The 13408-nt window shown below is 41.9% G+C and carries 16 protein-coding genes and 1 pseudogene; 12 read left to right on the forward strand and 5 right to left on the reverse strand.

What is annotated here, in order from left to right; all coding sequences use genetic code 11:
* Positions 1–63: 63 nt before the first annotated feature.
* The 3 genes from FFM64_RS08230 to FFM64_RS08240 form a co-directional block, all read right to left on the reverse strand.
* A complete protein-coding gene (locus tag FFM64_RS08230) occupies positions 64–702 on the reverse strand; it encodes an RpiB/LacA/LacB family sugar-phosphate isomerase (protein ID WP_137607525.1) in 639 nt (212 codons plus the stop codon).
* A 176-nt stretch (positions 703–878) separates the two neighbouring features.
* A complete protein-coding gene (locus FFM64_RS08235) occupies positions 879–2576 on the reverse strand; it encodes a YhgE/Pip domain-containing protein (protein WP_171000337.1) in 1698 nt (565 codons plus the stop codon).
* A gap of 101 nt (positions 2577–2677) precedes the next feature.
* Positions 2678–3349, reverse strand: coding sequence for a TetR/AcrR family transcriptional regulator (locus FFM64_RS08240; RefSeq protein WP_137607527.1), 672 nt, complete (start codon positions 3347–3349; stop codon positions 2678–2680).
* 181 nt (positions 3350–3530) lie between these two features.
* On the opposite strand from FFM64_RS08240, the pseudogene FFM64_RS08245 reads away from it, so the two are divergent.
* The 3 genes and pseudogenes from FFM64_RS08245 to FFM64_RS08255 form a co-directional block, all read left to right on the forward strand.
* A pseudogene (locus FFM64_RS08245) lies at positions 3531–3683 on the forward strand (response regulator transcription factor); the annotation flags it as partial.
* Between the two features lie 189 nt (positions 3684–3872).
* Positions 3873–4022, forward strand: a complete 150-nt coding sequence (locus FFM64_RS08250) for a type II toxin-antitoxin system HicA family toxin (protein ID WP_223876935.1) — start codon at positions 3873–3875, stop codon at positions 4020–4022.
* Between the two features lie 99 nt (positions 4023–4121).
* Complete coding sequence (locus FFM64_RS08255; RefSeq protein WP_137607529.1) at positions 4122–4505, forward strand: type II toxin-antitoxin system HicB family antitoxin; 384 nt, start codon at positions 4122–4124, stop codon at positions 4503–4505.
* A gap of 126 nt (positions 4506–4631) precedes the next feature.
* Here the strand turns inward: FFM64_RS08255 and FFM64_RS08260 are convergent, their stop codons facing one another.
* Positions 4632–5030, reverse strand: coding sequence for a GNAT family N-acetyltransferase (locus FFM64_RS08260; RefSeq protein ID WP_137607530.1), 399 nt, complete (start codon positions 5028–5030; stop codon positions 4632–4634).
* 321 nt (positions 5031–5351) lie between these two features.
* Between FFM64_RS08260 and FFM64_RS12320 the strand changes: the two genes are divergently transcribed.
* The 5 genes from FFM64_RS12320 (at position 5352) to FFM64_RS08280 (ending at position 8314) form a co-directional block, all read left to right on the forward strand.
* Positions 5352–5516 (forward strand): hypothetical protein, encoded by a 165-nt coding sequence (locus FFM64_RS12320; RefSeq protein WP_171000339.1) that lies wholly within the window; start codon positions 5352–5354, stop codon positions 5514–5516.
* 40 nt (positions 5517–5556) lie between these two features.
* The gene (locus FFM64_RS08265) at positions 5557–6354 is read left to right on the forward strand and encodes an alpha/beta fold hydrolase (protein ID WP_137607531.1); all 798 of its coding nucleotides are present in this window, start codon (positions 5557–5559) and stop codon (positions 6352–6354) included.
* Positions 6355–6418: 64 nt separating this feature from the next.
* Entirely contained in the window at positions 6419–6829 is a 411-nt protein-coding gene (locus FFM64_RS08270) for a nucleoside 2-deoxyribosyltransferase domain-containing protein (protein ID WP_223876932.1), read from the forward strand.
* Between the two features lie 67 nt (positions 6830–6896).
* Positions 6897–7700: a metallophosphoesterase gene (locus tag FFM64_RS08275; protein WP_137607533.1), complete on the forward strand. Its 804-nt coding sequence runs from the start codon at positions 6897–6899 to the stop codon at positions 7698–7700.
* 107 nt (positions 7701–7807) lie between these two features.
* The gene (locus FFM64_RS08280; RefSeq protein ID WP_137607534.1) at positions 7808–8314 is read left to right on the forward strand and encodes an acyl-CoA thioesterase; all 507 of its coding nucleotides are present in this window, start codon (positions 7808–7810) and stop codon (positions 8312–8314) included.
* A 48-nt stretch (positions 8315–8362) separates the two neighbouring features.
* Here the strand turns inward: FFM64_RS08280 and FFM64_RS08285 are convergent, their stop codons facing one another.
* Positions 8363–9802: a C69 family dipeptidase gene (locus FFM64_RS08285; protein WP_137607535.1), complete on the reverse strand. Its 1440-nt coding sequence runs from the start codon at positions 9800–9802 to the stop codon at positions 8363–8365.
* 123 nt (positions 9803–9925) lie between these two features.
* On the opposite strand from FFM64_RS08285, the gene FFM64_RS08290 reads away from it, so the two are divergent.
* The 4 genes from FFM64_RS08290 to murI all read left to right on the forward strand — a co-directional run bounded on the left by FFM64_RS08290 (position 9926) and on the right by murI (position 13331).
* Complete coding sequence (locus FFM64_RS08290; RefSeq protein ID WP_137607536.1) at positions 9926–10819, forward strand: YitT family protein; 894 nt, start codon at positions 9926–9928, stop codon at positions 10817–10819.
* Between the two features lie 54 nt (positions 10820–10873).
* Complete coding sequence (locus tag FFM64_RS08295) at positions 10874–11068, forward strand: 2-hydroxymuconate tautomerase (protein ID WP_137607537.1); 195 nt, start codon at positions 10874–10876, stop codon at positions 11066–11068.
* Positions 11069–11149: 81 nt separating this feature from the next.
* Positions 11150–12475 (forward strand): diaminopimelate decarboxylase, encoded by a 1326-nt coding sequence (gene lysA, locus FFM64_RS08300; RefSeq protein WP_137607538.1) that lies wholly within the window; start codon positions 11150–11152, stop codon positions 12473–12475.
* A gap of 70 nt (positions 12476–12545) precedes the next feature.
* Positions 12546–13331, forward strand: coding sequence for a glutamate racemase (gene murI / locus FFM64_RS08305; protein WP_137607539.1), 786 nt, complete (start codon positions 12546–12548; stop codon positions 13329–13331).
* Positions 13332–13408 lie beyond the last annotated feature (77 nt).

Here is a 13408-nt window from a genome sequence, read left to right on the forward strand (position 1 = left end):
ACAAAAGCATCGACTTGAATTTTTTAAATTCCGAGTCGATGCTTTTTTAATGGAAAAGTCTCGTTAATTACAAGTTGTCATGATTGTTTTTAGTTGTATCACTAGTTGTCTATCTTTGCCATTTTTGAAGATATAGTCGAAGACATCATATTTTTGATAAATTGGCGCCATAAAGTCAGAATCAATTTGGTTAATTGTGTCGATTAGATTAGTGTGAGTCAACCGCGTAATATTTTGCAACATCAGTGCGTCATGTTCTTTACGTTCAGAAGCTGCCCGCGGATAGCCAGTATTCATTGGACCATCAAAGAGCTTTTCCAACGTAAATTTGAGATTTAATTCACCCGCCCAACCGAAGTTTAACCCAAGCGGTAGTGAGACACAGTTGCCGTGATTGATGCGGCCAAATAAGTAGGCATCACTAGGTGTGGGCAAATAACCACAAATGACATTGGGCAAACTATTGCAGGCAATTGCCATTCCATTGCCGGAACTACAACCAGTAATGACATAGTCAACGGTTTTAGTATTGAGTAATAGGCCAACTAATAGTGAGACTTGAACGTAGGATAACTTTGGATTGTGTTCAAAAACACCAAAGTTAATCACCTCATTCTCAGCTCCAGCAGCTTGTTGGGTAGCTTGGAACAACAAGTCGTTTTTGTTGAGCTGTGTGGTTGCCTGAATAACTGCAATTTTCATAGATAACGCTTCCTTTTTGTCAAAGTAATTGTAACGCTATCACAATAATAATTGGTGAGCGACACCAAATATTTAAGCTGATTTTTTCGACATACTGTCATAAAAAAACTGGTGTTAATGTGAAAACCATCAATACCAGTTTTTTTGAATTAGGCCCGAAATACGATGATAAGCTTTTAGTTCTCATACGAGAAAGACGCTACTTTTTTCATATTTAACGAAAAAGTGATCAACATTAGCAGGTTAAAAATGAGAATCACGGTACCGAAAATAATTGTCTCGGATAGGATACTGTTGCCAATCGAAAGGGTACTTCTAAAAGCATTGATTGAAATACTCATTGGCAAGTAAGGGTGAATGACTTGGAAAAAGTGATTGGACAATTGAATAGGATAAGTCCCGGCTGAACCGCCTAATTGGATGATCATAAAGATAAGCATGAACCAAGCACCGGTTTTTCCCATAATCAAATTGAAGAATGTTACGATGCTCCCAAAAGCCCACATAGTGAGGATAGTGAATAGCCACGTTTTAATGGGTTGTAACGGTGTGAGCTGGTTAATGAACAGTAACATTAAGAACATGATAGTCGCGGCCGCTAACGTAAACGTGAAGAAGAAAGGAATCTTTTCACCCCACCAATCAAAAGCATTTTTGGGGCGGCGATGGGGTGTAAACATGTCATAAATAATATTAAAGGTAATACAACCGACAAATAAGGCCACGGACATCAGGTATGGTGTCATCCCGGTCCCATTATTTTTAACGTGCGTGGTGTCCGTGTGAGTAAGCTTGACTGGTGTGACGATACTATTTATCTGGTGAGGCGTGTTTTGACTAGTGGCGATTAGTTGATGGCCACCAGTTTTAAGCCCGGTGGCAATTTTAACATTGGCTTGGTGGATCAATCCGGTACTTTGAGCTAATTTAGTCGTATCTCCAGTCAGACTTGCAGCCCCCATACTTAACTTTGACATGTCTTGATTAAGAGACTGAATGGCCGTCAGATCTTGATTGTTACCAGTGATTGCTTGTTTGGCAATTACTGTGTTGGCAGTCAGTAGTCTTTCAGCTTTTTGTGTCAAATCAGATTGTGTGGTGTCCGTGTTTGCAGACTTTTGAGTTAATGTTGTTAGTATTTGTGCAAGCTGCTGATTGTTTTGTGCGATTTGTTCGAGTCCAGTAATTAATTTCGACGTTCCACTGGATAATTGTGTGAGGCCATTTTGAAGCTTGGTTTCACGGTTACTTAGCGTTTGATCTGCGGTTGCAAGTTGTGTTTCACTTGTGGCTGTTTGGGCTAAGCCGGTATTGGTTTGCGTTAGGGCTTGGTTGGCAGTGGTTAATTTCCGCCCGGTAGTTGCGAGTGTCTTGTTCATGACTTGCAAGTAAGCGGTGGTGAGCTGCTGGTTGACGGATTTTTGGACACTTTCAGCAATTGTTGTCGACATTTTCATTGCAATAAAACTGAGGCCTGCATTAGTGTGATAATTTAAGTCAATATTTTTAAAATGATGTTGCCCTAATTCGGTCGCTTGTTTGGAAAAACTTTTTGGAATTGTAATGACCATATAAAGTTTTCCATTTTTTAGGTCGTGATTAGCGCGGGGCTGACTGAGTGCTTGGAAATCGGCAGTATTAGTTTGAGTTAGGCGAGTCGTTAGTTTTTGACCGAGTGAATAGCTAGTCTGGTGCTTGACAACCGTTACGTCGTCGTTAATGATACCGACGGGTAGATGTTTCACATTACTATAAGGATTCCATAACGAGGCGAGAAAGATGACTGCGTAAAAGGTTGGAATCAGTAAAATTCCGAGAATAATTCGTAACAGTCCTTTGGTACGAAAAATGTATTTCCATTCATCTAAAAACATCATTGATGCCCCCATACTTTTATAATGAACGATTCATTTGTCAGCCGACTTAAAGAAAAAACGGCACGTTGACCGTATTTTCAAAGGTTTAACTAGCCGTTTCAGGTATAACTAGTCGTTAGTTGCTGAATGACGCACTTTTCCATTTCTTGCTGATCATAATGATTAGTCTGATGGTCAAAGGAGTCGTATTGTTTGTGGGCAGACCACCAGAAAACTTGATCAATAATCAGCAGTGCGTCATTTTCTGGGTGGCTGAGATAACGGACTTCACCGGAACTGACTAAAGCAGCTAATAATTGGGCAATGTCCGTGTATAGTTGTTGTCGATAGCGTTTATATAATTGTAATAGGGCTGGACTCATTTGTGGGTTACGTTCGAGAATTAAAAAGTAGGCACCGTATTCATGAAAATTAGTAAACAGATAGTCTAACATGGCCGAAAATCGTGCATCGGTTGGATAATCTTTTATCAGCGTGTGTAACTTGTCATTAGCCTGTTGGTAAATTTCAGCAGTGTGTGTGACTAGCTCATCATCGGAAAGTGGTGCCACGGGTAAAGCTTGTACATGATCGATGACTGTTGAGTCCAGGGTGGTGGCAAACACAAACTGTAGTAGATCGTCTTTACTGCGAAACAAACTGTATAGCGTTCCAACAGCTAGATTAGCGTGTGTGGCGATGTCGGTCATCTTAGTTTCAGCATAGCCCGGCACAATAAATAAAATCTTAGCGCTTGTGATAACGCGTATTAACTTTTCGTGTAAATCCATTCAATCGCCTCCATGGAATGAGGCGAGTATAGCATCGTTCAGTTTTAGAATGAATCATTCATTCTTGTTTTGACAGGTTTCCTAACAAATGATGTTGCGTATGAAGGACTATATTTTCTAATATTATTAAAAGTGCCAGTAAATTAAGTGAGGTGGTCACTTGATTTGCTGGTACTTTTAAAGCTTTCCACTAACGGAACGTGAACTATCCGCGTTGAAAGTGGCTGATCAAGGCCTGCCAACAAAGGCAATCGTGAGTGAATTCTATTTATCTGCCGGTACGGTGCGTAATTATTTATCGGCAATATTTAGCAAGCTTGGCGTCCATAATTGACTTGGGGCTAAACATAATAAGTGGCTGAGCTAGTGTTGTGAAGACGATTCTGGATTTGGATACTAACCTTTTAAAACGTCAAATGAGTCAATAAATGCAAACGCTAATAACTAGAACATTACACTTGATTTATACACACTAAATATGTATCTTTAAAACAAGACGACTATAGAGGTGATTTAGATGCCGATGAAGCCCCGGCAAATCGTAAAATTGCTCAAAGAGAATGGCTTTATTGAAAAATCACAAAACGGATCTTCACATCTTAAAATGTTTAACCCGAGCACTAAAGTGACAGTTATGGTTCCCATTCATGCGAAGGAATTGGCAAAGGATTAGAAACGGCGATTTTACGAGCAGCAAATTTAGAAAATTGATTGTTTATTTGGCATCGAGAATGCTTTTCCTGACAATCATTTAAGTTCAAAGGGGCAAACTGTGAAAAAAGATATTGTTATTTATCCGGCTATTTTTAGTCAAGATGGTGATTACATTTTTGCGCGTATTCCAGACCTAAAGGGTGGGTTTACTCAGGGAAATGATACCGTTGATGCTGTACAGATGAGTGGAGACTTGATTGGAAACTTATTGGAAGATCAAACGGAGTATCCCCAAGCTACAGAGGTTGATCCGTCGTCCCTAGGCAGTGATGAAAAGTTGGTTTATATCACGACTGATTTAAGTGCTTTTCGCCAAGAATTTTCACGTACTGTTCGAAAAAATGTCACGATCCCAGAGTATCTAAATGATATGGCAAAAAAGCAGAAATTAAATGTTTCGAAGGTATTAACGGACGCATTAAAGACTAAATTTGGTGTTTAAATTGTTTACACAACTTAAAATGACTATTGAAATTAATTGCTAAAAATTATGTAAAATAAGCACAATCAGAAAACGGTAGATTTCTGATTGTGCTTATTTTATTGAGACTGCTGTTAAATGGGTATTTTAGAATGGCCGTCGTCGTTGCAAGAAAGCATTATCAATGTGCTCAAATTCTAGCTTGGGATAATATGTCATAGCAGCGGGGGCTGCTAACAAAACTAAAGAAACATCTGGGCCAATTTCCACTTTAAGTTGTCGAACCAATTCGCGACCAATTCCTTGATGCTGATAGTCTTGAGCGACAGCCAAGTCAGATAGGTAACAGGCATAGCTGAAATCCGTTAACGCCCTTGCGACGCCCACCAAGTGTTGGCCGTCCCAGGCAGTCCAGAGACAATCTGCCTGGTCCAACATCCGCTGTAAGCGGGGTAAATCGGTCGTTGGCCGATGGATGCCAGAATTAGTAAAGAGTACGGCTAATTGCGCTGCAGTTAATTGTTTTCGATTGGAGTAAGTAATCATTTAAAAGGCCTTTTATCATTTTATTTTAATCTTAATATAATGTATCATATCATAGTCATCTTCAATATGAATTACTTTATTGGAAACTTGTATCCAACAACGGTTGTTAAGTGAGGTGACCAACATTCTGAGGTTGACAACCGAACTATAATGACAGATTATGAGACTACGATTATAAAACAATTCACCCTAAAAACTGATCTTTTCTATCATTAGTTTTAATCTGATTATGGGAATGGTGTTGGCAGTGTTCGATACGCCTGTACTAGTATGGATGACGGAACGAATTCCAAATGAGCTACAGGACGAGTTTTCAATATTATGAGAACGACAGTGCAAGTTTTGATGCCAATTGGGATCATCATTGCCAGTTGGTCGTTTGACCACGTGGCGGCCGGCAGTGTCTTTTTAGTGAGCGGCATCCTATTCGTGCTGATTGTGGTTTTGTATCCGCGATTCTTTAACTTATCGTTGAAAGGAGTTTAAGTATGTTGGGCGTTGTATAGCTAATAAGTAGGAGGCTCATATGCAAAAATCAATTAAGACTGAGCTAGGTATGATTACTTATGAGAGCCATCCGGCCAGTGGGAAAGCATCGACGATTTTATGTCTCCCCGGATTTGGTTGGGATAGTTGTTATGGTATTTTCAAAAACATTCTGGATCAGTTACCACGAGAAATTGGATTTTTAGCAATTGATACGATTGGCACTGGTTTGAGCATTCAAGACCAAATGACACGAACGGCAGACCATATTTTAGCTAATTTAGTTTCAGTTTTGCAGGCTGAAAAGATTGATCACGTGATTGTGTTAGCACATAGTTTAAGCGGTGCTTACGCATTGTTATTAGCGAATAGCTATCCAGAATTAGTCAAAGCGCTAGTCCTGTTGGAACCAACCTATGCTGAAATTGGAAAGAAGTTATTTGATGAGGTACAGCCATTGATCGATCAGTACCCCAATTTAAAACGCCAACAAGTTCAGGGAAAATTAACGACCACAATGATGATGGCCGATGTTAATCCCAACAATTCATTAGCCGTGCGTCAATGGAATGCCAGTGTGTTACAAAAAGCCTATGCTAGTCAAAGTGTTTTAACTGAAGCACAACAAGTTTCGACTTTGATTGAACGTATGAAAACTTTAGAACAGGCTACTTACTCACAATTAATTTTGACGTTAGTAACCGATAAGCGTTATTCAGAATATTTAACGTCACCATTTGTAAGACTGGGGAATATTACGGCTGCACCAGGCAATCATTATTTGCAGTGGTCAAATCCAGATTTTGTATTGGAGCAATTGTTATCGGTGTTAAGTTGATTCTCGTAGGAATGTTTTGGAATCAAAAAATGGGATAGAAACGATTAACATAGGAGGTTAAATGATGCCTAAAGCCAAACGGTTTTACATTGCCGGCTCTTTCAGAAAAATAACGCTAATTAATAGCCTTTCAGAAGATTTGATGGCAAAGGGATATGAAAGAACTTTTGATTGGACCACGCTTCAAGCGACAACTAACCTACAATTTTTACACGACATTGCCATTCAGGAGTTTCAAGCAGTCGTGGCATGTGACTTTCTGGTGTTTGTTTTTCCAGGTGGTAAAGGTGCAAATATTGAATTCGGTATTGCCGCTGCTTTGAAAAAGCCAATCTATCTTTTGGATACAACGAATCAGGTCAACAATCCAGAAGAGACCAGTACTTTTTATCTCATGGACTACGTTCACCGATTTCATGGCACAGTAGCAGCTTTTGGTGAATTTATTTTAAATGAGGAGCCAACTATGTTGTGATATATCAAACAATGCATTTTAAAATAGTGGCAGTGAATTAAAAAATGTGAACAGCAGGGGGCACTAGATGCAATACACATTTATCGGTGATATCCATTCAGCGGCGGATGATTTAAAGGTTTTATTACAGGCCAAATCGATTCAAAATAGTCGATTAGTCTTTTTAGGTGACTATATTGATGGCCGCGGGTCGCGAAATGGCAGCAACCACTCTGATACGCTGGAACCTTTAGCGGTGCTTGACATAATCATGACTCGTGTAAACAAGTATGGTGATATTGCCTTATTAGGAAATCATGATGATTTTTGGTTACAAACGGCTTATGGTGATGATCTGATCTACCAGAATTGGCGCCTGAATGGTGGTGCTCGGACTTGGCATCAATTAGGGATTCATTCGAGCAATTTGACGGTTATTGCGGACGCCTTAAATCAGGAACCGCTGTCTCGGTATACCAAATTTCTCACTCAGTTACCGTTGACTTGGGAGAATCAGGCAATGATGGCGATGCATGCAGGGATTGACTGGACCTATCCACTTGATCAGCAAGTGCGTGATGATTTGCTGTGGATTCGTGATGACTACTATTTTGATCAAGCTACACAGTGGCATCACAATTTAACGAAGAAAGTCATGATTACAGGCCATACACCTGTTCAGACCATTCAAGATGATGGTTATGGCTTGATTAAAATGCAAGCTGATGAACAAGATGTGCCACGTTACCTTATTGATGCTGGGAGCCGTTCAGGAGCTCAAAATGGCGGCATTTTTGCGTTGACCCTTTCAGAGAATGGCGATGTTATTGCTAAAAATTGGGTTGTAAATGGACAATTACTGGATGGAAATTTTCCCTATTTACAAGCTTAAAATGATTTAACTAGGCCTAGTTGGTATAGAAAAATAAGTTCTTAGATGCTCAAGTGATTAATTCTCTAGTATAATAAAGTTATTAATGACAAGTGTCGAGGTGCCTTATGGAAACCATTAAAGTTTCACAAACATTATCCGTCAGCAATCACCGTGTCTTTTCATCAGATTTAAACGAACATGATACGGTATTTGGCGGTAAAATTCTTGCAGCTATTGATGACAATTCTTCGATTCCCGCGTCCCGTGTGGCGCGGATTGAAACCGTTACGGCGTCAGTTGATCAAGTCAACTTTATTCTGCCGTTTCGATTGCAAGATTCGATGTGCACGGAGTCGTATGTTTCGGGTGTTGGTCATCGGTCAATTGAAGTCTTTACGAAAATTATCGGTGAACACTTGAAAACAGGTGAACGCTTCTTAGGTCTAACGTGTTTTTCATCTTTTGTCGTGATGGAACGTGATATTCAACTGCCAACAATTGTTCCAGATAGTGCAGAGTATCGCTTTGTTTGCGAAGGCTATGCGACACGTCAGGCTGAACGGATGGCGAAACTTAAGCGGCAAGAACATTTCAACCAACAGATTAGTTTAGAATTTCCGTGGACGATTTAAATACAAAAGCCACTAACCGAGACAATTTGGTTAGTGGCTTTTGTTAACTTATAGGTTTAAATCGGTGTCATAATTTAATGGTGAAAAATCAGTGCTTTTGGTGATTAAGTCAGCTGACAAATCTTGCATTGCTGTCAATGCGATTTTAGCCGCGGCTTCGTTAGCCTTTGTTAGCACTGCCGATAATTGAGCTGTCGGCGTGTTTGCTATTGTCTGATCCGTCTTAATCAGATGGTGACCGAGTTTGATCATGGTCTCTTTCTGAACGTCATTGAGCAACACGTGCAGGTCATGGTAGTGAGCATCGACTAAGACGCCAGCAAGTTTAAAAATCCAATAGGCTGACTGGTCATCGTATTTTTCAGTGGCCAGTTGATAGGCGGCGGGGGTGGTGTCGACGTTGGCGTAAAATGGCACGTATACACTTTCGGCGGCGACTCCCATTGCTAACCAATGAATCCCACGCGATCCGGCAGGCAGGTCGGGCCGAATTTGTAGGACGTGTGATTCTTGCGTTTTAGCCAAACTGATTGGTCGATACGTGTGTTTTTCGGCGTCAGTCCCACTGCCGACAGGATCAAACGGCGTGCCTTCATAGTGTGAGGCCAAGTAATGTTGGGCTTCATCAATATGAATTAAGCGGTTAGCTCGTTGCACGAATGGCAAGTTGAATGATTCTGGATCTTGTTCGATTTCCGGCGTGAAGTATTTTTGGCCATACCAAACGCGAGGTGTGTTGTAATGTTGGTCGGACAAATCGGCTGTGCCAAAAACGTCACGGAAGTTGAGTCCATTTGCCATGGAAGCCAATTGATTGTCAACGACAAAATCGCGAATTCCCTTAGCGTATAAAAAGTTTTCGTGGTCGGAATAGTCGACTTCCTGAATGGCCAGCTGATTGGCAACAACGGCATAGGCGTCATCTGGAATTCGTTGGGCCACCCAATAATGCCCAGCGCCGGTCTCCATGTACCAAACTTCATCAGCATCACTGAATAGAATCCCGTTGGTTTCATAAGTACCGTGGGTTTCGATAATTTTGCCCAACCGTTCTACGCCTTCACGTGCAGAAGCAATATAAGGCAAGGTGACGGTAACCATGGCTTCTTCACCAATCCCGTCTTGCACGTAAGGATCAGCGGCTAAGACACGGACATTGCAATAAGCACTTTCAGTAGCACTCATGGCAACACCATGTTCGTTGATCCCATCTTCTTCAAATAAGCCATATTTGGGCGTCCATTCCGGGGTCGCGGTGTATTTGGCACGGCTCTTGGGTAACGTCATTGTAAATGGATGATCTTGGTCGTTGGATTTAAAAGTTTGTGGGGCATCGAATTCCGTGTGCGGATGCACGACGAATTTCTTGGCCCAAGCGGCCTTAGAATCTTCATTACGGCCAATCATGGTTGAGCCATCGGCGGTCGCGTTTTTACCGATTAAGATACTGGTACAAGCTGAGTATGGATTAAACTGATGCGTCAGCATAAAAAACCTTCTTTCTATCGTATTTCTCAAAATTTCACTAAACTTATTCTATCATTTAACTGTATAAATGGGGCTTTTTCGCTATAATAAGTGCAGCGAGAAAACTGTAAAGAAGGTTTGAGAATGTCACATATTACAAATCCGCGACTAGCTTTTCTTTGGCAATTAGTGATCATGCTTGCTTCCGCGGTCGTTTCAGCATTTGCGTTAAATGAATTTTTGATTCCGGCGAACACCTTTAGCGGTGGGGTCAATGGGATTGCCCAGATTTTATATTCGGCTGGGAAACCGTTGGGGCTACATATCAATACCGGGTATTACATTCTGTTATTTAATACACCCATTGCATTGCTCGGCTGGTTTAAATTAGGGCACCGTTTCACGATTATGAGCTTTGCCACGGCCTTTTTGACTTCCGCGGCGGCGGTGGTTATGCCAGTGATAAACGTTGCCCACAATCCATTATTAGGCGCGTTGTTTGGCGGTGTCTTAACCGGCGTTGGGATTGGAATCACGATGCGTTATGGCTTTTCCACGGGTGGGTTTGACATCATCGTGCTGGTACTAGAACGGGCTACTGGTCGAACGGTCGGCAGTTTGATGTTTCTAACCAATTTTGCCATTATTATCATTTCTGGACTGCTATTTAGTTGGGAAAACGCGCTGTTCACGATTATCTCAATTTACGCGTCGACACGGTTAGTTGACCTGATTCATACGCGACATCAGAAACTTACCGCGATGATTGTGACGACCCAGGCAGAGGCCGTATCGAAAGCGATTCAAACAGCGATTCTTCGCGGGGTAACGATTACTGATTCCCATGGTGGCTATTCCGGTAAACCAAATGCCACTTTAATGGTGGTTTTAAGCCGTTATGAATTGTATGCTTTGCAGGCGGCAGTCCAACAGACTGATCAGCATGCCTTCATCAATATTTTAAACACGGTCGATACGTCCGGGTTATTTATGAATGAGCGGCAACAGGCTGAACAACGCAAGAGTTTACAAAATTAGAAAGTTAAGATATGATTAGATTCAATCAAAGACTATCAGAGGAGCGTGACAACGATGCCAATCGTACACATTGATTTAATTGCCGGTCGTTCACAAGCACAACTTAAAGGTTTGGTGAAGGATGTTACCGATGCCGTCAGCAAAAATACTGGCGCACCGGCCGAACATATCCACGTTATCTTAAGTGAAATGCAAAAAGATCGCTATAGTGTTGGCGGTATTTTAAAGAGCGACGAGGAAGCTAAATAAGTGCCCTCGTCTGAACCGGCCCGGAATTCACGGCCGGTTTTTTTGAAAGTTGGCAAGTTGTCTGAAAAGTGAGGTTAGATCGTGAACGAACAAATTACAGCCGCAGACTTGAATGCGGAACAGCATTTAATGGTCGGCGGGGTCGATACTTTGGCGTTAGCTAAAAAATATCAAACACCTTTATATGTTTATGACACGGGTGAAATCCGCGCCGAAATTAATGCTTTTAAGCAAGTATTTGAAGCAAATCAGGTCAAATATCAAATAAGTTATGCCAGCAAAGCCTTTGCGGCAGTTGCAATGTATCAAGTCATTGCAGAAGAAGGCATTCATTGCGATGTCGTTTCTGGTGGTGAGTTATATACTGCGAAGCAAGCCGGTTTTCCAATGCAGCAGGTTTCTTTCCACGGCAACAATAAGTCGTTGGCAGAACTGACGATGGCATTGGATTATGGTGTTGGCTGTATTATTGTTGATAATTTTTATGAGTTAAAATTATTAGCAGATTTGGCTGCCGAACGGGAACAATTAACGACGATTATGCTCCGAGTAGCGCCAGGAATCTCAGCACATACGCATGAGTATATTTCAACGGGCCAAGAAGATTCAAAGTTTGGTTTTGACTTGAATAGTGGGCAAGCTGATGACGCAGTCAAACAAGCTCAAGCAGCGCCGTACTTAGATTTAGTCGGTGTTCACTGTCACATCGGGTCGCAGATTTTTGAACTTGACGGCTTTAAGATGATTGTGGATAAATTAGTGACCTTATTTGCCCGTTGGCAAAAGGATTTGGGCTTTTACCCACAGATCATCAATGTTGGCGGGGGATTCGGTGTGAAGTATACCTCGGAAGACCAACCCTTATTGCCAACTGAATTTGTGGACGCAATTATTAAAGAAACGATTGCTCAAACACAGGCTAAGCAGGTGCCGATGCTCGAGATTTGGATTGAACCGGGGCGCTCACTGGTCGCAACTGCTGGGATGACGTTATATACGTTAGGCGCTTCCAAAGAGATTCCGGGGATTCGCAAGTATTTGGCCGTCGATGGCGGCATGGGCGATAATATTCGGCCAGCCTTGTATGAAGCCAAGTATGAAGCGGTATTGGCTAAGGATCCCACCTTGCCGAGTGAACAGGTGGCTTCGATTGCCGGAAAATATTGTGAGTCTGGTGACATGTTGATCTGGGATCAAAAGTTACCAGCGACCAAGCCTGGTGATGTACTAGCCGTGTTGGACACTGGCGCGTACGGTTATTCCATGGCCAGCAACTATAATCGTAATCCACGACCGGCCGTAATCTTTTGCGAAGACGGCCATAGTCAAATGGTCGTGCAACGCGAAACCTATGCGGATCTCACACGTTTAGATGTGCCATTGGTGACCAAAACTGAAGTGAATTAGCAGTTTTTTTGACGAGAATGCAAATTTCTCGTCTTTTTATTGAGACCAGTTGTGATTGAGAGGGATTTTGATGGAAAAGTATGACGCACCCATTGGTGTTTTTGATTCAGGTGTTGGTGGGATTAGTACGTTACGAACCCTAACCAAGGCTTTACCGCAAGAAGATTTTATTTTTTATGGTGATTCTAAGAATGCGCCTTATGGTGAAAAATCGGCTGCAACTGTTACCAGCTTGTCAACGCAGGTTGTTGAACAGTTACGGGCCCACGCTGTTAAAGCAATTGTGATTGCCTGTAATACGGCTACTTCGGCAGCGAAACCGGCGCTGGTGGTTGCTTATCCAGAATTGCCAATTTTGGGGATTGAACCAGCCTTAAAAGAAGCCGTCGATGCTGGTAAAAAGCACATTTTGGTCATGGCGACGCCGCTAACGCTTAGCCGGCCAAAGTATTTGGCACAACGCAATCGTTTTAGTGACCGAGCCATGATTCAGTCCTTGCCTTGTCCAGGACTAGCCGATTTAATCGAGGGCGGTGAAGCCCAACTACCAGCTATTCGTAAGCTTTTAACGACTTTGCTTACACCGGTAAGTGATCAGCCGATTGATGGGGTTGTGCTGGGATGTACGCACTATCCGTTCATTGAAGGTCTAATTCGTGAAAAATTTGCCCCGGCAACGACTTTTTATGACGGTTATCGTGGGATTGCTGCAAATTTGAAACAGACGCTACAACAGGCTGATCTGTTACGACCAGATCGCCACCAACAAACGGTCACCTTTTTAAGTAGTCGAGACACACCGGCGGAAATTGCCTTGTACCAACATTTGTATGCGCACGGTATTGATCTAGCATAGGCTGTTTTCTTAACAAAGTCCTAAGCTTCAATTGCTGTGACTAGTTAAATTTACCAGAGTAGCCTATATTATTAACT

The organism is Lactiplantibacillus daoliensis, from assembly GCF_005405005.1.
In the GTDB taxonomy this organism is placed as follows: domain Bacteria; phylum Bacillota; class Bacilli; order Lactobacillales; family Lactobacillaceae; genus Lactiplantibacillus; species Lactiplantibacillus daoliensis.

Bases quoted from the DNA above. Each gene is read 5' to 3' on its own strand.
- FFM64_RS08230 (WP_137607525.1), bottom strand. From the start codon at position 702: ATGAAAATTGCAGTTATTCAGGCAACCACACAGCTCAACAAAAACGAC.
- FFM64_RS08235 (WP_171000337.1), bottom strand. From the start codon at position 2,576: ATGTTTTTAGATGAATGGAAATACATTTTTCGTACCAAAGGACTGTTA.
- FFM64_RS08240 (WP_137607527.1), bottom strand. From the start codon at position 3,349: ATGGATTTACACGAAAAGTTAATACGCGTTATCACAAGCGCTAAGATT.
- FFM64_RS08250 (WP_223876935.1), top strand. From the start codon at position 3,873: ATGAAGCCCCGGCAAATCGTAAAATTGCTCAAAGAGAATGGCTTTATT.
- FFM64_RS08260 (WP_137607530.1), bottom strand. From the start codon at position 5,030: ATGATTACTTACTCCAATCGAAAACAATTAACTGCAGCGCAATTAGCC.
- FFM64_RS12320 (WP_171000339.1), top strand. From the start codon at position 5,352: ATGAGAACGACAGTGCAAGTTTTGATGCCAATTGGGATCATCATTGCC.
- FFM64_RS08265 (WP_137607531.1), top strand. From the start codon at position 5,557: ATGCAAAAATCAATTAAGACTGAGCTAGGTATGATTACTTATGAGAGC.
- FFM64_RS08270 (WP_223876932.1), top strand. From the start codon at position 6,419: ATGCCTAAAGCCAAACGGTTTTACATTGCCGGCTCTTTCAGAAAAATA.
- FFM64_RS08275 (WP_137607533.1), top strand. From the start codon at position 6,897: ATGCAATACACATTTATCGGTGATATCCATTCAGCGGCGGATGATTTA.
- FFM64_RS08280 (WP_137607534.1), top strand. From the start codon at position 7,808: ATGGAAACCATTAAAGTTTCACAAACATTATCCGTCAGCAATCACCGT.
- FFM64_RS08285 (WP_137607535.1), bottom strand. From the start codon at position 9,802: ATGCTGACGCATCAGTTTAATCCATACTCAGCTTGTACCAGTATCTTA.
- FFM64_RS08290 (WP_137607536.1), top strand. From the start codon at position 9,926: ATGTCACATATTACAAATCCGCGACTAGCTTTTCTTTGGCAATTAGTG.
- FFM64_RS08295 (WP_137607537.1), top strand. From the start codon at position 10,874: ATGCCAATCGTACACATTGATTTAATTGCCGGTCGTTCACAAGCACAA.
- murI (WP_137607539.1), top strand. From the start codon at position 12,546: ATGGAAAAGTATGACGCACCCATTGGTGTTTTTGATTCAGGTGTTGGT.